24 protein-coding genes and 1 pseudogene are annotated in these 19,901 nt (G+C 61.7%); 12 read left to right on the top strand and 13 right to left on the bottom strand.

Annotated elements, in window-relative coordinates; translation table 11 throughout:
• Window positions 1-7: 7 nt before the first annotated feature.
• From AB4Z15_RS22580 to AB4Z15_RS22570, 3 genes are all read right to left on the bottom strand, one after another.
• Window positions 8-937 carry an SDR family oxidoreductase gene (locus tag AB4Z15_RS22580; protein WP_442004378.1) on the bottom strand — a complete coding sequence of 310 codons (930 nt, stop codon included), beginning with the start codon at window positions 935-937 and terminating at the stop codon, window positions 8-10.
• 92 nt (window positions 938-1,029) lie between these two features.
• Window positions 1,030-1,833, bottom strand: coding sequence for a DUF1206 domain-containing protein (locus AB4Z15_RS22575; protein WP_442004377.1), 804 nt, complete (start codon window positions 1,831-1,833; stop codon window positions 1,030-1,032).
• 119 nt (window positions 1,834-1,952) lie between these two features.
• Window positions 1,953-2,156, bottom strand: a complete 204-nt coding sequence (locus AB4Z15_RS22570) for a hypothetical protein (protein WP_442004376.1) — start codon at window positions 2,154-2,156, stop codon at window positions 1,953-1,955.
• A 263-nt stretch (window positions 2,157-2,419) separates the two neighbouring features.
• On the opposite strand from AB4Z15_RS22570, the gene AB4Z15_RS22565 reads away from it, so the two are divergent.
• Window positions 2,420-2,755, top strand: a complete 336-nt coding sequence (locus AB4Z15_RS22565) for a hypothetical protein (RefSeq protein WP_442004375.1) — start codon at window positions 2,420-2,422, stop codon at window positions 2,753-2,755.
• 56 nt (window positions 2,756-2,811) lie between these two features.
• Window positions 2,812-3,312: a methyltransferase family protein gene (locus AB4Z15_RS22560; RefSeq protein ID WP_442004374.1), complete on the top strand. Its 501-nt coding sequence runs from the start codon at window positions 2,812-2,814 to the stop codon at window positions 3,310-3,312.
• A gap of 76 nt (window positions 3,313-3,388) precedes the next feature.
• On the opposite strand, the gene AB4Z15_RS22555 is transcribed toward AB4Z15_RS22560, so the two are convergent.
• Window positions 3,389-3,904 carry a cyclophilin-like fold protein gene (locus AB4Z15_RS22555; protein WP_442004373.1) on the bottom strand — a complete coding sequence of 172 codons (516 nt, stop codon included), beginning with the start codon at window positions 3,902-3,904 and terminating at the stop codon, window positions 3,389-3,391.
• 148 nt (window positions 3,905-4,052) lie between these two features.
• Window positions 4,053-4,517 (bottom strand): MarR family transcriptional regulator, encoded by a 465-nt coding sequence (locus tag AB4Z15_RS22550; protein WP_442004372.1) that lies wholly within the window; start codon window positions 4,515-4,517, stop codon window positions 4,053-4,055.
• A 106-nt stretch (window positions 4,518-4,623) separates the two neighbouring features.
• On the opposite strand from AB4Z15_RS22550, the gene AB4Z15_RS22545 reads away from it, so the two are divergent.
• Entirely contained in the window at window positions 4,624-5,880 is a 1,257-nt protein-coding gene (locus tag AB4Z15_RS22545) for an FAD-dependent oxidoreductase (RefSeq protein ID WP_442004371.1), read from the top strand.
• On the opposite strand, the gene AB4Z15_RS22540 is transcribed toward AB4Z15_RS22545, so the two are convergent.
• Entirely contained in the window at window positions 5,829-7,205 is a 1,377-nt protein-coding gene (locus AB4Z15_RS22540; protein WP_442019029.1) for an MFS transporter, read from the bottom strand. The genes AB4Z15_RS22545 and AB4Z15_RS22540 overlap by 52 nt on opposite strands.
• A 132-nt stretch (window positions 7,206-7,337) precedes the next feature.
• On the opposite strand from AB4Z15_RS22540, the pseudogene AB4Z15_RS22535 reads away from it, so the two are divergent.
• Window positions 7,338-8,563, top strand: a pseudogene (locus tag AB4Z15_RS22535) (GAF domain-containing sensor histidine kinase).
• Window positions 8,564-8,629: 66 nt separating this feature from the next.
• Here the strand turns inward: AB4Z15_RS22535 and AB4Z15_RS22530 are convergent.
• Both AB4Z15_RS22530 and AB4Z15_RS22525 read right to left on the bottom strand, forming a co-directional pair.
• On the bottom strand, window positions 8,630-10,000 hold the full coding sequence (locus AB4Z15_RS22530; protein ID WP_442019028.1) for a protein kinase domain-containing protein: 1,371 nt from the start codon (window positions 9,998-10,000) through the stop codon (window positions 8,630-8,632).
• A gap of 270 nt (window positions 10,001-10,270) precedes the next feature.
• Window positions 10,271-10,717: a MarR family winged helix-turn-helix transcriptional regulator gene (locus AB4Z15_RS22525; protein WP_442004368.1), complete on the bottom strand. Its 447-nt coding sequence runs from the start codon at window positions 10,715-10,717 to the stop codon at window positions 10,271-10,273.
• A 59-nt stretch (window positions 10,718-10,776) separates the two neighbouring features.
• Between AB4Z15_RS22525 and AB4Z15_RS22520 the strand changes: the two genes are divergently transcribed.
• From AB4Z15_RS22520 to AB4Z15_RS22505, 4 genes are all read left to right on the top strand, one after another.
• The gene (locus AB4Z15_RS22520; protein ID WP_442004367.1) at window positions 10,777-11,145 is read left to right on the top strand and encodes a VOC family protein; all 369 of its coding nucleotides are present in this window, start codon (window positions 10,777-10,779) and stop codon (window positions 11,143-11,145) included.
• 96 nt (window positions 11,146-11,241) lie between these two features.
• Complete coding sequence (locus AB4Z15_RS22515) at window positions 11,242-11,835, top strand: histidine phosphatase family protein (protein WP_442004366.1); 594 nt, start codon at window positions 11,242-11,244, stop codon at window positions 11,833-11,835.
• A 61-nt stretch (window positions 11,836-11,896) separates the two neighbouring features.
• Window positions 11,897-12,187 (top strand): hypothetical protein, encoded by a 291-nt coding sequence (locus AB4Z15_RS22510; protein WP_442004365.1) that lies wholly within the window; start codon window positions 11,897-11,899, stop codon window positions 12,185-12,187.
• Entirely contained in the window at window positions 12,165-12,602 is a 438-nt protein-coding gene (locus tag AB4Z15_RS22505) for a DUF488 family protein (RefSeq protein WP_442019027.1), read from the top strand. Before AB4Z15_RS22510 ends, AB4Z15_RS22505 begins: the two co-directional genes overlap by 23 nt.
• A gap of 1 nt (window position 12,603) precedes the next feature.
• On the opposite strand, the gene AB4Z15_RS22500 is transcribed toward AB4Z15_RS22505, so the two are convergent.
• Window positions 12,604-12,888 (bottom strand): hypothetical protein, encoded by a 285-nt coding sequence (locus tag AB4Z15_RS22500; protein ID WP_442004364.1) that lies wholly within the window; start codon window positions 12,886-12,888, stop codon window positions 12,604-12,606.
• On the opposite strand from AB4Z15_RS22500, the gene AB4Z15_RS22495 reads away from it, so the two are divergent.
• Window positions 12,887-13,558: a glyoxalase gene (locus tag AB4Z15_RS22495; RefSeq protein ID WP_442019026.1), complete on the top strand. Its 672-nt coding sequence runs from the start codon at window positions 12,887-12,889 to the stop codon at window positions 13,556-13,558. The genes AB4Z15_RS22500 and AB4Z15_RS22495 overlap by 2 nt on opposite strands.
• 109 nt (window positions 13,559-13,667) lie before the next feature.
• Here the strand turns inward: AB4Z15_RS22495 and AB4Z15_RS22490 are convergent, their stop codons facing one another.
• The 3 genes from AB4Z15_RS22490 to AB4Z15_RS22480 form a co-directional block, all read right to left on the bottom strand.
• Window positions 13,668-13,910: a DUF6458 family protein gene (locus AB4Z15_RS22490; protein ID WP_431117140.1), complete on the bottom strand. Its 243-nt coding sequence runs from the start codon at window positions 13,908-13,910 to the stop codon at window positions 13,668-13,670.
• Window positions 13,911-14,056: 146 nt separating this feature from the next.
• On the bottom strand, window positions 14,057-14,962 hold the full coding sequence (locus tag AB4Z15_RS22485; RefSeq protein WP_442019025.1) for an SDR family oxidoreductase: 906 nt from the start codon (window positions 14,960-14,962) through the stop codon (window positions 14,057-14,059).
• A gap of 154 nt (window positions 14,963-15,116) precedes the next feature.
• Window positions 15,117-16,187 (bottom strand): NAD(P)-dependent alcohol dehydrogenase, encoded by a 1,071-nt coding sequence (locus tag AB4Z15_RS22480; RefSeq protein WP_442019024.1) that lies wholly within the window; start codon window positions 16,185-16,187, stop codon window positions 15,117-15,119.
• 94 nt (window positions 16,188-16,281) lie between these two features.
• Between AB4Z15_RS22480 and AB4Z15_RS22475 the strand changes: the two genes are divergently transcribed.
• Complete coding sequence (locus tag AB4Z15_RS22475; protein ID WP_442019023.1) at window positions 16,282-16,959, top strand: TetR/AcrR family transcriptional regulator C-terminal domain-containing protein; 678 nt, start codon at window positions 16,282-16,284, stop codon at window positions 16,957-16,959.
• 84 nt (window positions 16,960-17,043) lie between these two features.
• A complete protein-coding gene (locus AB4Z15_RS22470; RefSeq protein WP_442019022.1) occupies window positions 17,044-18,960 on the top strand; it encodes a glycoside hydrolase family 15 protein in 1,917 nt (638 codons plus the stop codon).
• 11 nt (window positions 18,961-18,971) lie between these two features.
• Here the strand turns inward: AB4Z15_RS22470 and AB4Z15_RS22465 are convergent, their stop codons facing one another.
• Window positions 18,972-19,193 (bottom strand): hypothetical protein, encoded by a 222-nt coding sequence (locus AB4Z15_RS22465; protein ID WP_442004358.1) that lies wholly within the window; start codon window positions 19,191-19,193, stop codon window positions 18,972-18,974.
• A gap of 191 nt (window positions 19,194-19,384) precedes the next feature.
• On the opposite strand from AB4Z15_RS22465, the gene AB4Z15_RS22460 reads away from it, so the two are divergent.
• Entirely contained in the window at window positions 19,385-19,822 is a 438-nt protein-coding gene (locus tag AB4Z15_RS22460) for a hypothetical protein (RefSeq protein ID WP_442019021.1), read from the top strand.
• Window positions 19,823-19,901: the final 79 nt, after the last annotated feature.

Below are 19,901 nucleotides of genomic sequence, written 5' to 3'. Positions count from 1 at the left end.
TCCTGGGTCAGAGACCCTTGCCGCCGGTCACCGGCAGCACAGCTCCAGAAATATAGGAGCCTTCGTCAGATGCAAGGAGCACATAGGCCGGCGCCAGCTCAGCCGGTTGTCCGGCGCGACCCAGTGGCGTGTCCTGACCAAACGTTGGAAGCTTGTCCGGCCACTCGGTAGCGGGAATCAACGGCGTCCAAATCGGTCCCGGGGCCACGGCGTTGACGCGGATTCCTTTGGGACCGAGTTCCTCGGCCATGGCTTTGGTGAAGGCTACCTGGGCGGCCTTGGTCATGGCATAGTCCACCAGCTGGACGGAAGGATTAAAGGCCTGAATGGACGCCGTGACGATGATCGAAGCTCCCGGGCGGAGATGGGGAATCGCAGCTTGTGCAGTCCAGATCAGTGAGTACAGGTTGGTTTTGAAGACCCGATCAAATTCCTCGGTGGGGATGGTTTCCAAGCCCTCACGGTTCTTTTGGTACGCAGCGTTCAGGACCACGACGTTGAGCCCGCCAAGCTCCTGTACTGTGCGCTCCACAATCTCGGCCGCAAACTTTTCGTCGCGCGCGTCTCCTGGCAATAACAAAGCCTGCGCTCCGCACTCACGGATCCATTCCGCCGTCGACTTCGCGTCTTCCTCTTCCTCCGGAAGGTAGCTGATGGCGACGTCGGCACCTTCGCGGGCATATGCTATGGCCACAGCAGCGCCGATGCCTGAGTCACCCCCAGTGATCAGGGCTTTCTTGCCTTGGAGGCGACCGTGCCCAACATAGCTGGATTCACCGTGATCGGGCTGGGGGTTCAAGGGCTTGGTCAGGCCAGGCTGTTCCTGTTCCTGCTGGGGAAATTCCTCGGAGTGATATCCGCTCCGGGGATCCTTGGGCGCCGAAGTAAGGCGATGATCCCCGTTTGCTTGCTGTCCGCTTGGGTCGGCTTGAGTCATGGTTCTGGCCTTTCTCAGATGTCTGATTCCCGGCATTCGACGCTACCGTTGGCTGTACCCAGGCACTATCGACTCTAAACGCGCTGTGAGGGCTAGGTCCGCAGCGTTTTGGCCTTCACCATGAGGAACAGCCCATAGGCGATCAGGCCAACGGCAACCGCTGCCAAGAGGTACGGGCCATACGGTTGCTCCCTTAACGCCCGCAGGCTTCCATCAAGTCCTGTGGATTGCTCGGGCTGAACGCGCACTGCTGCAATGACCACCAGCAGGCCAACGAGCAACAGGGCTATGCCTTTGGCGACGTAGCCCACAACGCCAACACCCGACTGGAACTTTCGGGCCGGCTCTTTGTAGGACAGCGCCAGGTCCTTCTCGAAAGTCCTCATGAAGCCGCGCACTGCGAACACGATGCCGGTGATCATGATCCCGGCGCCAATTGCGACAAGCAGGACTATCCCGAATGGCGCTTTCATGAGGGTCACAGTCACATCGCTGGCCGACTCCCGACTGTTTTTTCCCTTGCCCATGGTGAACGAGAGGATAGTGGCCGCCAGTCCCGCAAAGACTATCGCCTGGCCAACTGCGGAAAGCCGCTTGGAAGGCTTGTTGTCTGACTTCCTGCGGTAGCCGAGGGTTGCGTTGCCCAATTGCCACAAGGCCAAGGCAGCGCAGGCGCCGAAGCACGCCCAGAGCAGGATGGGACCCACCGGTTGCGCGGCCAGTTGGGCAACGGCGCCACTGACGTCCGCTTCACCGCCGCGCCCAAAGGCGAGCTGAAACGCAATAACTCCTATGAGTAAGTGCAGGAGTCCGCTGACGGCATAACCAGCCCTGGCAACAGTCTCCAGGCCACGTGAGTTTGAGGCTTCCTCGGCCGCATCAGCGGCCTTCTTCATCTCCTCTTTGATGACAAGCCTCCTTATTATTTTGTGACTTGTCACCATGGTGCCACTCGAATGAGTACAAGACCACGGGCGGGCACCTTTGGTGCCCACCCGTCAAAGTTCAAATGTTCCTAGAAACCACACACCGACTGCGGCCAGATGCTCCGAAGCCCCATACCCAGAGGGTTGAAGTGCTCGCGGATGGACGTGACCGCACGGGCCTGGCCGGGGACTTCGCCGCCATGGCCGCCAGCCTCTGCTGTGTGCGGGAAGGGGTCGGACGTCACGTGGGCAGCTCCGGTATTCAGGGACGTGGCTGCGATCTGGTCAGGCATTTCGGTGGTCCTTCCTGAAAGTTCCCATCAACTCCATTGGCTGATAGTTCAACCATGGGACGGGGCCCTCAAGAAGGACGCCGGGTCATCTCAAGATTCAGTCAAGATTCCACAGCGCAGGGAAAGCACGTTCAGAAGGCGAAAATGACCTGGAGTTGCTGCCTGCTCGGGAGGAAGGTCACGTCGTGATGTTGCGCAGATCACATTTGCTGCCTACGCTGGGGTGGCTGCAGCGTGGCAGCGAACGGATGAAAGGCAGCATATTGACCAGCGAGAAGCTCTCTGTAGTTGTTCGAGTCGACCTTGACGGAGCACAGATCCAGATCGCAGCAACCGGTCACGTGACCACGTCCAATCTCCACGCGCTTTATCCAATCGTCCAACGCACCAACAGCCTGGCAGACGGCAGGGACGTCGAGATGGACCTTACCGGGGCCATGATTGAGCCGGATGCACTTGAACAACTCCAGGGCTACGCGATGCTCCACGAGTTGCCGGTTCGTGTTGATCCCGGCCCAGCGGATCCGGATCTGGTGTCCCTGCCCGCCCTGCCGGCCCTGGCAGGATCGAAAATGGCGGGGGCTTGGCTGGCGGCGTGACTTGCGCTGGGGTGCAACTTGCGCCGGCCCTCAAGCCGAGGACTAACCTGACTGCCATGAGTCAGTCAACGCGCGCCTGGATTGGGACCATCGTCTTCCTTTTCCTCGCGCCCGGCATCGTGGCAGGTCTCATCCCGTGGCTCATCTCTGGATGGCGGCTTTACGACTGGGACGGCGTGGCGTGGCTGGTGGTGCCCGTCGCCTGGATCGCGATCACCCTAGGTGTGGCTTTCCTGCTTCACGCCTTCGTGCTGTTCGCCCTTCACCGGGGAACACCCGCACCGGTTGCGCCGACCCAGACGCTGGTCGTGACCGGGGTTTATCGATTCGTGCGCAATCCCATGTACCTCGCGGTGCTCTCAATTATCCTCGGACAAGCCCTGCTCTTCGGCAGTTGGTGGCTGGTGGTCTACGCCGGGGTGCTTCTCATCGCCGTCGTCACTTTCGTGAAGGGTTACGAGGAACCCACCCTCACTGAGACGTACGGCGAGCAGTACCTCGAGTACCGGCGCAACGTTCCGGGGTGGTGGCCGCGGCTGACGCCTTGGCGCGGATAACGGCGGGACGGGCATCGGGCTTCTGTGCTTCGCCCCTCCACGGATGCCATGAGCCAGTCCCATAGGCGGCTGGCGTTCAGTCCCTCAGGCTCAGGGTGGCTTCGAAACGTCCGCTGCGATCACGGATTGCCGCAAGGTCCTCGAAGTGTCCAATCCGTACAATTCCGGTGAAATGCCCCACAGGTTCGTAGTAGAGGACCAGGGTCTGGCCCGGCGCGTAGTAACCGATCGTCAGCGGATCAGCGTCATCGCCGGCCGGAACGCCGTCGAGGGACAAGGGCGCCGGTAGTTCAGCATGCTTCTCCTGCCCGCCAAAGTCAGTGAAGGACAGCGTCAGGGGAAACTGGTCAATCAGTGAGCGGGCGGTCGCGTTCCCTGACAGACTTCCGTTCACGGTCCGTCCGTCAATCTGGATGGTGATTGGAGTGTCTTCGGGGGTCTCTTTGGCTGTCATCGTTTGGGTTTCCTCCGTGCGGGCAGTTTCCTGCGGCGTCGTCGCTGTGTTTGTCGTGGCTGGACTGCCCGAAGCCGTCGTGCACCCGGTAAGGGCGAGGGTCAGCGCCGTGATCACGACCAGAGTTTGCGTCCTCATTCGCATGCAGAATGTCTCCTCGGCGGCAAAGTTCGATTCATTCCAGCAAAACAGCTGACGACGGCGAGCGGGAGCCCCTGCCGTTACAGGTACTGAAAGGGACCCTCTGAGAAGGCGACGGTCATGGTGGGGAAGTCCCCCGGCCAACTCACTGGCTCAGCCGAACGGCCGCCTCCTGCTGGACGCGGGCAGCCTTGCTTGAGTAGTCGGCGATGATCCGGAGTTCGTCGTCGCTGTAGCCTTCCAGCAGCGCGGCCATCCCGGCCATGAAATCGGTGAAGTAGGGTGCAGCGGCGGCAACCTGGTCACCGACGAGCTCGATCAGGACCTTCCGCTTGTCCTCGCCGTGCTTGACTCGCCGGGCCACGCCTTTGCTTTCGAGTCGCTGCATGAGTCCGGTGACCGATGCTGGGGCCAGCCCGGAGTGTTCACCGAATTCACCCGCCGTCATTGGGCCGTGGCGCAGCAGGATGTCGATCGCCTTGCCCTCAGTCGCCGACAGGCCCCGCAGTTCAGACAGTGTGGTGTGGAACATGATGGCGGCCGTGGACAGCTCCCTGCCCGAGGCATAAACAGCTTCCAGCAGAGCTTCGCGTTGCCCCTGATTCGTCATCCTCCGAGGCTAGCAAAGTCTTTCGCTTGACCGAAACGATTGACCTGCCCACCACTCAGGATTATATTTCTTTTAACCGAACGAAATAAATTACCCAGGAGCTCCCATGTTGAATTGTCTTGTCATCGGATCCGGCGTAGCCGGCCTTTCTACCGCTCTGTCACTCCAGAAAGCCGGCCACTCCGCCACCGTTTTTGAAGCGCACAGGGGGCCTTCTGAGGGTGTCGGCGCCTTCCTCACCCTCGCCGTCAACGGTTTCGACGCCCTGGACACTCTGGGCCTCAAGGAGGAAGCTTCGCAACTGGGCTTCAGCACCCCGCTCATGTCCATGTACCTGGGCAGCACGGGCCGCCACCTGATCGATTTCGATTTCGGCGGCACCCTCCCGGATGGCACCACGGCCCGGACCATGACCCGCTCGGAGCTATACGCCCTCTTGCACGAGGAGGCAGTCCGCCGCGGGATCCGGATCGAGCACGGCAGACGGCTGACAGCGGTGGAGGAACTGCCCGACGGCGTCACGGCCGTTTTCGACGACGGCACCTCCGCGCGCGGCGAACTGCTGGTGGGGGCTGACGGGCTGCGCTCGGCGGTGCGGCCGCTGATCGACCCCGCCTCGCCCGCACCCCGCACCATCCCGCTGCTCAACACGGGCGGCATCATTCCTGCCAACACTGCCGCCTTGTCGCTCAAGGATGTGGATCTGGGCGTGCCTCCGGGGCGCATGAAGATGGTGTTCGGCAAGCGCTGCTTCTACTGTTACATGCCCAGCCCGGACGGCCGGATCTGGTGGTTCGCAAATCCTCTGCAGCGCTCCAGCTCCGATCCGTCATTGCTGGGCCAGGAAGAACTCAGGGATTGGCTGACCGGGCTGGTGGCCGGAGATCGGACACCGATGGCGGCCCTCATTCGCGCCACGGAAGACATCATCAAGCCCTATTCAACCTTCGACTTCCCCAGCGTCCCCCGCTGGCACCGCGGCAGGATGGTCTTGGTCGGCGATGCCGCTCACGCCGCCTCCCCGTCCTCGGGGCAGGGCGCGTCCATGGCAATCGAGGACGCCGTTACGCTTGGTCGGGCCCTCCGGGGAGCCACAAGGGACGACACAGAGGGAAGCCTCCCTGCCAGGTTTGCGGCGTACGAAGCGGAGCGCCGGCCGCGTGCCGAGACGGTGGTGGCATGGGGCCGCCGGAATTCAGAACCCAAGGTCAGGAATCAGTTCACCCGGGTATTTCAGGACCTGGCCATGCGCGCTATTTTCCGGGGACTTGCCCGGAAGGCGGCCGACAACTTCGATTGGCTCTACGGCCATCACATCGACTGGGATGCCGTCTCCACGTATGACGCCGAGACCTTGCGGTAAACAGGCGTCAGGAACGCGATCAGTGCCGCGAGAATGAGAATGATGCCGGAGACCAGGAACACGAGGGCGATCCCGCGCGACGTACCTTGACCCAGCAGCGGTTCCAGTTGCGCGGCGCCCTCTGCGGAGCGGGCGTACGGGATGATCCAGAACTGGGCGAGCGGGGCGATGAGGAACGCTGTGATCGGCGCTGCGGCGGACTCGAAGGCCATGGCAAATCCGAATACCCTGCCCTGCCGGTTGAGGGGAACCACCTGTTGGATGACCGTCTGCTCGGCGGCTTCCACGATGGGAACCAAGGTCAGATACAGCCAGATGCCAGCCACGTAGAGCCACGCCCATTCGCGCAGGGTGAACACTGCACCAAGGAACCCCATGGCGGCGACAACGATGAGCATGGTCCGCAAGGGATTGGAGCCCAGCCCAAACTTTCCTACCAGTGCACCGCCCACCAGGAATCCGGTGGAGCCGACGGCGAAGAACGTTCCCCACATCTCAACGGAGAACATTTCCAATCCGTACGGATCCATCAAAGCCATGTACACACCGCCCACGAAGTTGTTGAACGTGGAAAATATGATCAATGCAAACAGCCCGGAGATAGCCAGCACAGCGGCAAGCGACCCCCGGAAGTCGAAACCGCCCTTTGCGTCAGTGGCTGCCGCTTGCACCTCTTCGGGCATTCGCAAAGTGAGTAGGTGTGCGAACGCCAACACGGTGAAAACCAGTGAAGCCACAATGGTCCAGCCCATGCCCAGCAGGCCCACTGACAATCCGGACAGGACCGAAGTAACAATGAACATAAGCCCTTGCACCATCCCCACCATGCCATTGGCATTGGCCCGGCGATCAGGCTCGATAAGGATGGTGACGGTGGTGGAGAGGGCAATGTTGCGAAGGTTTTCCACGACGGCACCCACGAGGGTGATCAGAGTGAAGACCCAGAACCACGGCTGTGTCAGGTCCAGCAGAAGACTCGTGGGGATGAGGAGAAACAACACTCCTGACAGCACGAACATCACCAGGGTGAACCCCGCGGCGAAGCGCATTATGGCAAGCTTGCGATACCTGTCCACGAACGTCCCGAAGCTGATGCTGGAGAGCGCAATCAGCAGCATGTAGGCTCCTCCGACTACCCCCGTGGCAATCACATTGCGCGTTTCCAGATAAACCCAGAACGTCAGGGCGAACCAGAGATAGCTTGTGGTGATATTTGCCAGGGCGGTGTTCACCAGGATCCCCATGAAAGTACGGGATCGCTGGGCCGGAGTGCGCAGGGAGAGGTCGATATCTTCAGTAACCCCAGCCGGTTCCTGCTCGGTCATGCGTTCCAGTGTACTTACACCAATTGCCGCAGATAAGGGCCGGCGCCGACCCAAACCGTGTGACAATCCAACCGCACTAACCTCCCGGTAGGATCGGCAAGGAATCCTAAAGAAGCCTGGGGGAAATTCTTGATGAAAGGTGTAAAAGGCCAACTGGCCTTCACCGGAGACTTTAGCCGGGATCTGGAGTTGCGGGAGTACGGCCTGGACCCCGGCGAGGATTCCACCCTGCTTCCCAACGCCGCCATAATGAGCGCGCTGCAGAACCTCGTGCGCCTTGCCACTGAGCTTTGCGGCGCCCCTTTCGGGGTAGTCAACATCATCAGCGCCGAGTACCAATACCAAATTGGTGCGTGGGGCGTGGAACCGGGCATGTGCTCACGAGAAGATTCCATGTGTGCCAAGGTGTTTCTCTCCCGCGAGATCACCGTTATCCCCGACGCTTCGCTGGATCCACGATCCGCCGACAACCCATTCGTCACCGGTGAATTGGGCAGGGTTCGGTTCTACGCTTCGGTTCCACTGCAAACAGAATCAGGATTCGTTCCCGGTACCTTGTGCGTCTTTTCCGATAAGGCCATGGAGATAGACCCGAGCAAGTCAGCATGCTGGAGGTCCTCGCCAAGCAGGTGGTGGAACTGTTGGAGCTGCAGCACCGCACCATCCAGCTGGATCGCACCTATGCCGAGCTGCGGGAGAGCAATGCCAAGTTGGCTGGGTTCGCGGGCCGTGTCAGCCATGATCTTCGCATTCCGCTCACCACCATCCTGGGTTACGTGGAGTTGGTGGAGGATGATCCCGACGTCCAAGCAGACAGCGTGGCAGCTAAATACCTGAGCCGGATCGGGGCGAGTGGCCGCCGAATGCTGGGGATGCTGGAAGACGTCCTGAGTTATTCGAGGGTGGGCGGCGGCATCCAGCCACAGCGGGTCTCACTTAAAGAGGCAGCAGGCGAGGTGGCCCGGGACCTGGGCATCGAGGACGACATCCTTGAAGTGCGGGACCTGAATCTCCAGGCAGACAAGGGCCAACTGCGCACATTGCTACAGAATCTGCTGTCCAACGCCATGAACTATCGCAGCCCCGAAAGGGATTTGCACGTCCGGATCAGCGGCGTCTCCAATTACCATGGCGCCACCATCTTCGTGGCCGACAACGGAAAGGGCATCCACGCGGCGGACCGGGCCAAGGTCCTGGAACCATTGGTGCGCCTGCGCCGCGAAGGTGACGGACCTGGCTCCGGCCTGGGACTCGCCACCTGCAGCAGCATCGCCAAGGCCCACGGCGGCGAACTCACACTCTCCGAGACAGCCGGCGGCGGAACCACGGTGGCAGTGAGCTTCCCAGCCGAACTATAGCGGCACGCAACGCAAGAAAACGTACGACGGCGACCTGCCGCCGTCGCGCGTTTCCCACCAAAGGCGTTACCCCCGACCGTTCCCCTTGCCCTTTTCGGACCTGGCGCCGCTCTTTCCGCCGCTCTTGGCATCCGCGACGTCTTGGGGCTCGGTATTTGCACCATCTTGGGCAGGCTCAGGGGCTTTAACGGCTGGCACCGGAACCGCTGGCTGATCTGGAACATCCACGACTTCGACGGCAGGTGCAACCGCTGGCGGTGCAGTCTCCACGGGAGCCGGCCCACTCGGCTGGGACTCAATGACGGAGACACCAGGATCCACCTGTCGTGTGGGCTCGGCTGAAGTCTCTGCCGAAAAGACGCCATTAGTGACCAACGCGAGCCCGACAGGAACGGCGAGGGCCGCCGCAACCAGCCCGGCGAGGATCTTCGGCCTCTTTCCGAGAGTCTTTGAACCAGTAGCGGAAGCACGCCTTCCCGGTGCCGTAGCTGCCGGACCGCGACTCGAAACCTGGACATGCGGCGGCCGTGACGGCACAGCCGGCACCGGTGCCAGCGATGGGGCTGCTGGCACCGACGGCAAGATTGCCGTTGCCATAGGCGGCAGCTTCCGACGTCGGCCTGCCAAGACTTCCTCGACCTCCGAGGCCGTCGGGCGTCGTTCAGGGTCCATGTCCGTCATCGCCTGGAGGAGTCCGCGCAGCCCGTTGGGGAGGTCTTCCGGGATCTCGGGTGCCCGGTGAAGGCGGGCCGAGGCCGTCTCTACCGGAGTTCCAGGGTATTCGGGCTTGCCTGTGAGGCACTCCAGGAGCACCAAACCCAAAGAGTAGATGTCGCTGGCCGGCGTCAGGTGCAGGCCTTGTGCCTGCTCCGGGCTGAGGTACTGGGCTGTGCCGACAGTGAACCCAGTGGCGGTGAGGCGGTTGTCCTCCATGACCAAGGCGACTCCGAAATCAGCCAGTTTCACAGATTCGGTGCCATCGGGCCCCTCGGAAACCAGGATGTTTGCCGGCTTGATGTCGCGGTGAATAACTCCTTGGGCATGCACCTGGGCAAGGGCGCCAGCCAGTCGCTCGCCAATGCGCGTGGTTTCGGGATGCGTCAGGGGCCCGTCGGACAATACGGCCTTCAGGTCACGGCCCCCTGCGAGTTCCATGACGAGGTAGGCGCGCTCTTCGTCATTGCGGGTATCAACGCCCGCATCGAAGGCGGCCACCAGGCCAGGATGGTCAAAGCCGGCGAGCAGCCGCATCTCGGTTTCCTGACGGGCCCTGAACGAGTCGTCGCCAGAGCCAGGCAGAAAGATCTTGATTGCTACGTCCCGGCCAAGGAGCAAGTCCGCGGCGCGGTACACCGTGGACATGGCTCCCCGGCCCAAAACAGGTCCCAGCTGGTAGCGGCCATCGATGATGGTGGCAGCCGCACTGGAATCGGTCACGTGGAACTCCACGGCCTCGTCATTGTTGCCCACGAATTGTCACGCCCTTCAGGCCCACCTTGTGTGCATCGGACCCTAACAGTGTCCGTTGCTACCAGGCAACGCCGCCGATCAAACTTTCACGAGAGCCGCGCGGCCGCCCTGTTCGGCGTAACCGCTACGGCTTGAGCAGTCCTGCGTCAAACAGCATCATCCGGGATTCACCAGATAAGTCATCAGGATACTTAGTATTGGCTCGGAAGGGAAACGGGCCATCCATGAGGACCTCGCTCAGTCTCCTCCGAGTTCCGCCAGCCGCGAGCCGAGCAGGGCCCGCAAATGCTGCTGCTCGTCCGCCGTCAGGCCCTGCCGCAATCGGCCCTCCACTTCATTCGCGGCCGCACTGGCTGCCTTCAATCGCTTGCTTCCGAGCGGAGTTAGCTTCACGGGGAGTGCCCGCCCGGCAACAGGCTGCTCCGACCGGGAAACCAACCCGTCCCGCTCGAGCGCCTGGAGAAGCACGTTCATTGACTGCCGCGACACGAAGGCGCCGCGGGCAAGCTCGGAATTGGAGAGGCCGGGCCGTTGCGCCAGGAGTTCAAGGCATGCGTACTGCGCCACTGTCATCCCGAGGGGCCGGAGGGCAGTGTCCATTGCGCTCCGCAAAGCGCTGTGCACTTGCTTCAGGAGATAGCCCAGGGAGGTGTCCAGGTCCACGCCACTGCCGTCTTGACTCATGTCAATATTCTGACATAGCTTGTTCATGTCAACATACTGACATAACTAGGAGAGCAAGCATGGCAACAATCGGTCCAGATTTCATTTCGCTGCAGGTCCGCGACCTTGAACGTTCGGCACTGTTCTACGAGCAGCAACTCGGGCTGACGCGCTCGGTGGCCGGTCCGCCGCATGCAGTTGTTTTCGATACCAAGCCGGTCGCCTTTGCGGTGCGGGAGCCACTGCCGGAAACCGAGCTGGATTCGCTCCCGCAACCCGGCGAAGGAATTGCCTTGTGGCTGCGGGCAACGGACGCCCAGGAACTCCACGACGCGCTCTCCGCCCATGGCACGCAGATCACGGCAGCACCCATCGATGGGCCATTCGGGCGCACCTTCACCTTTGCAGATCCGGACGGCTACCGGATCACTATCCACGACGCCGCCTGACACCAACGGCAACAAGCGTCCGACGGCGACCTCCCGCCGTCGGACGTTTTCCTTACGTGACGCACGGAACTGCGGCCTGGACGGCCGGAAGGCACAATGGAAGGCATGACCCTTACTACCTTCGCCCTCGTCCGCCATGGCCAGACCAACTGGAACGCGGAGCGTCGGCTGCAGGGGGCCACTGACATTCCTCTGAACGACGTCGGACGCCAACAGGCGCGTGACGCCGTTGCCACTTTGGCCAATTACCAATGGGACGCAATCGTTTCCTCACCTTTGAGCCGTGCCGCAGAAACCGCCGACCTGATTGCAGAAGGCCTGGGCCTTCGGGTCGCCCGGCGGGTTCCGGAGCTTATTGAGCGAAGCTTCGGACCGGCAGAAGGGCTGCAAGCCGGGCCTGAACTCGAGGCACTTCGCATCCCAGGCGGTTTCCGCGGGGGCGAGAGCGATGATGACGCAGCCAGCCGCGGCATGGATGCCCTGGAACAATTGGCACAGGAATTTTCGGGGCAGCGCGTCCTGGTGGTAACCCACGGTACGTTGATCCGACTGTCACTGAGCCGCGCGATTGGACGCACGCTGGACAGCGTCCACAATGCCGTACTGAATCTCGCGCATCACCACGCCTCCGATGGCTGGAAGCTGGAGTACTTCAATGGTGAGCTTCTGACGGCCGACGTGGACAGCTGACACAACCCGGAAACTCCGCGAATGTTATTGATATTCCACATGCCAGTTTCTGTATGCTCAAGTGAGTCAAGCAGCTGGCGCCTTTCGCTCCGCTGCCCTGGAGGTCAGCTTGGCTCTCACACTTGTTGGCTCCCGACTAGTGACGACCGAAGCCTGCCGGGCCAACGCAATCACCCTGACCGCGAGAGTAACGCTGGCCACGGACGGCTGGTTTGAACTTCGCGTGGTGCAAATCCCCGGGCTGGTGCTTCACGTTTCCCGGCTGGAAAAGGCGGCCCAGGCCGTGCTCGACGCCGCAACGGCCTCGAGCGGACGGAAGCCGGAAGAGTTTGACGTCCAGTTCCAATGCTGAGCAAGCCGATGCCGAACGAGCAGAAACTGCTGACTGTTGGGCACGGCGCCACACCCCAGGCCGACTTTGTGGACCTTTTGCAGGCGGCTGGCGTGGCGTCGTTAGTGGACGTTCGGATTGGCCCGGGAAGACGGAAATACCCTCACTTCGGAAGAACACAGCTGAGTTCACCGCAGCCCTGAGTCAGCTTTTGGCGGATGCGGCTGACCAAAAGACCGCCATCATGTGCAGCGAAACGCTCTGGTGGCGCTGCCATCGCCGTCTCATCGCAGATCATTGCGTTCTGCTGGACTCACTGCCCGTCAGTCATCTCATGCCAGGAGCCAAGCTGGTCCCCCACGTCCCTACGGCCCGAGTGAGGGTGCACCGCGGGCATCTGCAGTACGACCTCCCCGTGGACGAGTCAGTGGGTTAGGTCAGCGTGCCTCAAGCCGGCTCCGCAGTTGTTGTGCGAAGTCGGGGTAAGCTGCGGCAATCTCCTCCAGGTCCATGGTCTGGGGGAAGTCGATCACGGGTTGGTGCTCGGCCAGAAAGTTGGCCGTCTCTTCAGTAATGAACTGCCCGTCCTGGCCGTCCAGCCCGGCCTCGGACAGGAATTCAGGGGTGATCCGGAAGACGGATTCCCCGGTCTGCCCTTCGGATGCCCAGCGCACCAAGTACTCATCCTGATTTACGAGTTCTACGTCGAATGACTTCTCCATGTCAGCAGCCTACGTGGTGTTCAGCCGTGACCACTGGTTCTTCACTAGGATGACTGACATGGCAGCCATCGAATCTGTAATTATCGAGGTCGCTCCCGCCATTCAGGTGGCGGAGGCCTTCTACAATGATGTTTTCAGCATGGGCAGCAGGGTTCAGGTACGTTCATCCGAGGCGCCGACCACGGGCTTTCGCGGATTTACGATGTCGCTTGTCGTCTCCCAGCCGGCCACCGTAAACAGTCTTATCGGCAACGCCCGCGACGCCGGCGCGACTGTCATCAAGCCAGCCGCCAAATCCCTGTGGGGGTACGGCGGAGCAGTCCAAGCTCCGGACGGCACGATCTGGACAGTCGCATCCTCGTCAAAGAAAGACACTGGCCCGGCCGATCTGCAGATCGATGCGATAGTGCTCCAACTGGGAGTCGCGGATGTGGCTGCCAGCAAACAGTTCTATCTCGACCGAGGCCTCACCATGGCCAAGAGTTTCGGCAGCCGGTACGTGGAGTTTGATACCGGTCCCGTCAAGCTGACGCTCAACAAACGCGGGGCGCTGGCCAAGACCGCCGGCGTGTCACCTGACGGCACCGGCTCTCACCGGCTCCTCATCAGCGGTGATGCAGGCACCTTTACCGATCCTGACGGATTCGCCTGGGAAACACCACTGACCTGAGGGGAACGACGGCGGCCCTCCGTCAGAGCTTTTCGGCCCGGACTGGACGCAAGAAAAACGCACGACGGCGACCTCCCGCCGTCGTGCGTTTTTCTTGCTTTAGAGAGAGCTAAACTTCGGGACGCGGGCGCCGGTCGATGATGGTCTCTGGAGCATCACGCCGCTCCACGACATGGTCAGTACGCCGCGTGCGGCCTGCCATGATGATGGAAATAATCAGGCCCAATACGCCTACAGCCATGAGGATGTAGCCGATCAGGACTTGGTCCACGAAGGGGATGAGTCCGGGGGCAAGCGCAAAGGCCAGAATCGCTCCAATGGCGATCAGTGCTATGGAAGAACCTATTCTCATGTCGTGCTCCTCTCACTTCCGACCGGGCCGCGAACGGGTGATCACGGAACTGCGTCGATATCGTAAGCATACTTCCCAATTTGCGGGGCGCGAAAGATTGTGCCCGTCATTGTTCGCCTACCACGCGTGCTCGGAGTGGCCGCTGGTCAGTGCCCGAAGCCCGCTGCGAACCGCGCGATGGCGTCCTCGGGAGTGGGCGGCGGACCAAAAACTTCAGCTTGCCGGCTGGTGTTGGCAACGTATCGGCCCGTCTCGAACCACGCCGACATGCTGGCCATATCGCTTACCAGTGGGGCAAAGCGCGAGGTGACTTTGCCCAAGCCCTTGAGCACCGGCGTCGGAACGGCCATGATCTTGATGTCCTTGCCGTCCGCCTCGCCATGCTTGGACAGGAGACCCGCCGCTTCTGACATGCTGACGGGCCGGGTCCAGCCGATGTCGATGCGTTCGCCATTAACTATCTCCACATCCACGGCATCCGCCAGGTAACCCGCGAGGTCGCTCGTGAGGACGAAGGTCAGCGGGGTGTCCTTCGAACCGATCCACATGACGCGCCCCTTCGCCAGAGGATCACCGCCCATCCCTGCGGTCTGGTCGAAGAACGCACCGGGACGAAGCGCAACGAAAGGGACGCCCAGCTGTTCGAACGTATCCTCGGCCTGCTTCTTGTGCCAAAAGTGCGGAACTTGGGGCGTCAGATCACAGGTGAGGATGCTGATGAGAACGAACCTGGGAACGCCCGTTTGTTGGGCGGCGACAGCCAGGTTGCTGTACCCAAAGGTATCGATCGCATTGGCGTTCTTGTCGTTCCGCGTATATCCGGCGGCCGTCGAAATGACGCCGGCCACACCTGTCATCGCATGGATCAAGGACGCCACGTCAAGCATGTCGCCCCGGACAATTTCGACACCCTTGGCTTCGAGCTTGCCGGCGTTGGATTTTGCCCGGACAAGCGCCCGGACGCTCTTGCCGCGTTTAAGCAGTGCATCAACCACCTGACTGCCAAGGTAGCCGGTGGCACCAACCACGAGGACAGGCTTTTCTTCAGCCATGATTTGCTCCTTGGACTCGCCGGGTTCGCTCCCCGGAACAGTCGTAGCATGCGGGCCGCGTTGATTCCAGACTTCACGCAAACGCACGACGGCGACCTACCGCCGTCGTGCGTTGTGACCGGCTCACGGACAACGTTCGTTGCTGACGGGAAAGTCACATGGTGATGGCAATCTTTCCGCGGGTTTTACCGGCGTCGAAGTACCGCATGGCTTCGGGAACCTGATGAAGGGGATAGCTTCGATCGATGGCCGGGACGATGGTTCCGGCCTGAAGGAGCTTGGCGAGGTAGTCAAGGTCCTCCGAACGCTCCGTGCCAACAATCATGGTCAGCTTTTGACTGATGAAGGGGGACAGTGCCAATGCCCGGAACTGCCTGTCCATGCCACCAGTTAGCGGTCCACCCTCCTCACCACCAGTAAGAACTGCCGTTCCGCTGTGGGTGAGCGCGCGGCGAAGGCGTTTCAGGCTGGGGTTTCCCGCGAGATCGATGATCACGTCATAACGCCTAGACCCGTCGGCGAAGTCCTGTTTGGCGTAATCGATCACGTGGTCGGCACCGAGGGACAGCACATGGCCCATCTTGCCGTCACTGCAGACCCCGGTAACTTCAGCACCCGCGGCTTTGGCGAACTGCACGGCGTATCCGCCAACTCCGCCGGACGCACCGGTGATCAGCACTTTGAGGCCCGTCGCGGTTTGCGCTGCTGGTGTCCCCATTTCTACCCCACCTGCAATACCACCTGCACGAAGCGCCTGGAGGGCGGTACAGGCTGAAACGGGAACCACTGCTGCTTGTTCGAAGCTGATGCCGGCAGGCTTGAGGGCGAGGTGGTCTTCCCCGGCTACGGCGTACTGAGCGAAGGAACCCTTGCCCACGCCGAAGACGTGGTTGCCAACGGCGAAGCGGGTTACCTCCGGTCCCACGGCCTCGACCGTCCCGGCGAGATCGAGCCCAGGTACCGGATTCTTGGGTCCTCGGAACCCAAAGGCCAGACGCAGGGCGTAAGGCTTCCCAGTCATGATGTGCCAGGTCCCGCGGTCCAGACCCGCAGAATGGACACGCACCAGCACCTCATCGCCCGCTATCTCCGGCTTGGGGATCCGCGTCAAACGAAGGACGTCGGCCGAGCCGTAGGCATCCTGCACTACGGCCCGCATGGTGTCTTCCGAGGTGGGCGCTGCGTTGGATGATGACGTTTCCTTGGCTTGCTGACCAGTGGTCATGGCCGTTCCTTTCAGGGCTTCAGCTACTTTTCGTACGCTGTACTAATAACGCTACCGTACAATGTACTAAAATGGAACACCCAGAGGAGATCCAGTGCCCCCCGCAAGCCCGGAGCGCCTTCCGCTCAGCCGCGAAAGGGTTCTCGCATGCGCCGTGGAACTCGCGGACGAGTCGGGGATATCGGCGCTGACCATCCGCTCACTCGCGCAAAGCATGGGCACCAAGCCGATGTCCCTGTACTACTACGTGGCCAACAAGGACGAGATCCTGGACGGCATCGTGGACATGGTCTTCAGCGAAGTTGAGTTGCCCTCCCCGTCCGGGAACTGGCGGGAGGAAATGCACGATCGGGCACACGCCATGCGCGCCGCCCTTACCCGGCATCCGTGGGCGGTGGGGCTGCTGGAAAGCCGCTCCTCCCCTGGCCCTGCAACACTCCGACACCACGAGGCGACGCTCGCCACCTTGCGGGAAGCAGGATTTTCCATCCAACTGACCGCCCACGCGTACGCAGCGCTGGACAGTTACATCTACGGTTTCGCCCTCCAGGAGGCAGCCTTGCCGTTTGAAGGCCGGGATACTGCGGCCGAAATCACCGCCCCCATCATGGAGCGATTCTCAACCGGGGAGTACCCGCGGATGGTGGAGATCGCCGTCGAGCATGTCCTCAAACCCGGCTACGACTTCGGCGACGAATTCGACTTTGGACTGAACCTGATTCTTGACGGCCTCGGCCGATTGATGGACGATGCCGGCGCAGCAGGCGAATGACCTCCCCAGCCGTTGAGGTGCGTAAGGCAAAAGGGTACGGTCAGGACATACTCGAGACGCCGTCCGATTTAAGGATCTGATGCCATGGCCAGAATTGAGGACTATGCAATCATCGGGGACTTGAACACGGCCGCCTTGGTGGCCCGCGATGGATCCATCGACTGGATGTGCCTGCCCCGTTTTGACTCCCCCGCCTGCTTCGCCGCCTTGTTGCATACCCCTGAAGCTGGTCGGTGGCTCCTCGCGCCGGCAGATGCAGGGGCCCGGAACAGTGGAAACTGCACCCGGCGCCGCTACCGTCCGGACACCCTGATCCTGGAAACGGAATGGGAAGTGGACGGCGGCGCAGTCCGTGTCACCGACTTCATGCCCGTCCGGGATGACGCTGTAGATCTCGTTCGGATCGTGGAGGGCCTGTCCGGCGAGGTGGCCATGCGCGGGGAATTGATTCTCCGTTTCGACTACGGTCGCGTGGTGCCGTGGGTACGTCGCAACAAGCACGGAATCAGCGCCGTGGCAGGGCCCGACTCCGCCTATCTCACCACGCCCGCTCCGCTCAAGGGCCAGGACAGGCGCACGATCAGTGAGTTCACAGTGCGGGCCGGGGAACGCATCCCGTTCGTGCTTCGCTGGGCACCAAGCCACGAGCCGGAGCCCCGGCGTATCGACGCCGCCAAAGCATTTCACGCCACAGAAACCTTCTGGCGCGAGTGGATTGACCGAAGCGAGATGGAGGGCAAGTACAAGGATCCGGTGGAGCGATCCCTCATCACCCTCAAGGCCCTGACATATGCCCCGACGGGAGGCATCGTTGCGGCTGCTACAACGTCCCTTCCCGAGCAACTGGGCGGTTCCCGTAATTGGGACTACCGCTATTGCTGGCTGCGGGATGCAACACTGACCCTGCAGTCGTTGCTTGCCGCCGGATACACGGAAGAAGCGGCAGCTTGGCGGGAATGGCTGCTCCGTGCTGTGGCGGGCGATCCTTCGGAGCTGCAAATCGTTTATGGCTTGGACGGTGCCCGCAGATTGCCGGAGGCCGAGATTCCGTGGCTTTCGGGCTACGAAAATTCCATGCCGGTCCGCACCGGGAATGCCGCCGCCCCCCAGCTGCAATTAGACGTTTGGGGTGAGGTGTTGGACGGGCTCTCGCTGACCAGGGCAGCTTCCCCGCCGGGCACCGTTGATACATCTTGGGACATCCAAGTGGCGTTGATGGAGTACCTGGAAGGGGCTTGGGACCAGCCGGACAACGGGCTGTGGGAGATGCGAGGCCCCCGCAGGCATTTCACGCATTCCAAAGTCATGGCATGGGTAGCTGCAGATCGCATGGTCAAGGCCGTAAGAACCTCGGGGTTGCCCGGTCCCGCGGACCGCTGGGCGGCGCTGCGCAGGCAAATCCACTCGGAGGTTATGACCCGCGGTTTCGATGAAGAGCTCAACAGCTTTGTACAGTCCTACGGCAGCAAGGAATTGGACGCCAGCCTGCTCTTGATCCCCCGCGTTGGCTTCCTGGGGCACCGCCACCCACGCGTTGCGGGAACGGTGAAAGCCATTCAGGAAGGCCTGACCGAGGACGGCCTGGTACTGCGCTACCGAACCGAGTCAGGCCACGACGGCCTGCCCGGCGAAGAGGGAGTCTTCCTTGCGTGCTCGTTCTGGCTGGTGGATGCGCTACTCGGCATTGGCCATACCGGCCAGGCAACGGCGTTGTTCGAGCGGCTACTGACGCTCCGTAACGATGTCGGGCTGCTCAGCGAGGAATGGGATCCCAGAACCCAGCGCCAACTCGGCAATACTCCCCAGGCGTTCAGCCACTTTCCCCTGATCCACTGCGCCCTGCAACTCCATCACGGCGAAGCCCACGGCAGCGACACGCCGTTGCGCAGCCCGAAACACCCGGAACAAGGTACCGACCAGCTCCCACAACAGGCCATCTCCGAAAGCGGCCCGGGCACCGATCATCCGGCGCCAAGAAAGCGCCCCGAACCCAGCCGCTGAAAAGGCTGCAGTTACGATTCCGTCTTTTGATCGTCCGGATCCGCGGCTTCAGCCTTGTGCTTGGCTTCCTCCAAATGTTGATCCAGCTTGCGCTCGGCCTCCCGCCGACGCTGGCCGATAGTCCTCATCTGTTGTGTGGTCGGAGATCCAGCGTCGGTATCCTGCCACTGATCGCGTTCCTCTGACCCTGCGCCCTCGGGCACGCCGGGGCTCTTCTTCTCTTCATCGCCCATAAGGAAATCGTCCCATCGCGTGGGCTTCTGCGGTAGGACCAGTGGCTGGATAAACGCCCGACGGCGACCTCCCGCCGTCGGGCGTTTTCACCCCGAACCCTTGTCACCCAGAGCCCGCGGCGTCTAGGCTCAAAGCGGAGAAATCGTACTTGTGCCCAAGGTATCCGGTCTCCACTTGTCACAGGATGATCATGCCTGCGCAATCAGCCCACCCTCCTTTTCCGCTCTCCCCCTTGCCTTCCGAGCCCTTCTGCGATCAGTGCGGAACGGATGAGCACCTCCTCATCGAAACCATCGAACTCATCCAAACCCGCGGTAAAGCCCCCGGATCTCCCGGCGGGTTGATCCACGTGGAGTATCGTTGCCAAGCTTGCGGATTCTCGCGGTCCCATGCAGCGGAAGTGGCCGACGTCGCCGATGTCCTGATCCGCTCGGATGAACCCCTGGGCGTTCTGCAATTCGGACGCCACCGTCTCCACTGTGGGGTGCCTATGCACACGGGCCCCGGGAAACTCCACCTGCTTTCATCAGGCGCCACAGGCCGGGCCGATCCCGAACTTGAGACCTACTTGAACACGCGTGTACTGCATTGCGATGAGTGTGGGTTCCAGATGGAGATACCGGACTAGCGCACATTTTCCTGGCTGCCGAAAAGAGTCCCTCCGAGAACCCCCAACAACCGGGACTCCCTCAGGCCCGGCGCCTGTG

This window comes from Paenarthrobacter sp. 2TAF44 (assembly GCF_052114885.1).
GTDB lineage: Bacteria > Actinomycetota > Actinomycetes > Actinomycetales > Micrococcaceae > Arthrobacter.
This window is presented reverse-complemented; position numbering and strand designations above follow the sequence as displayed.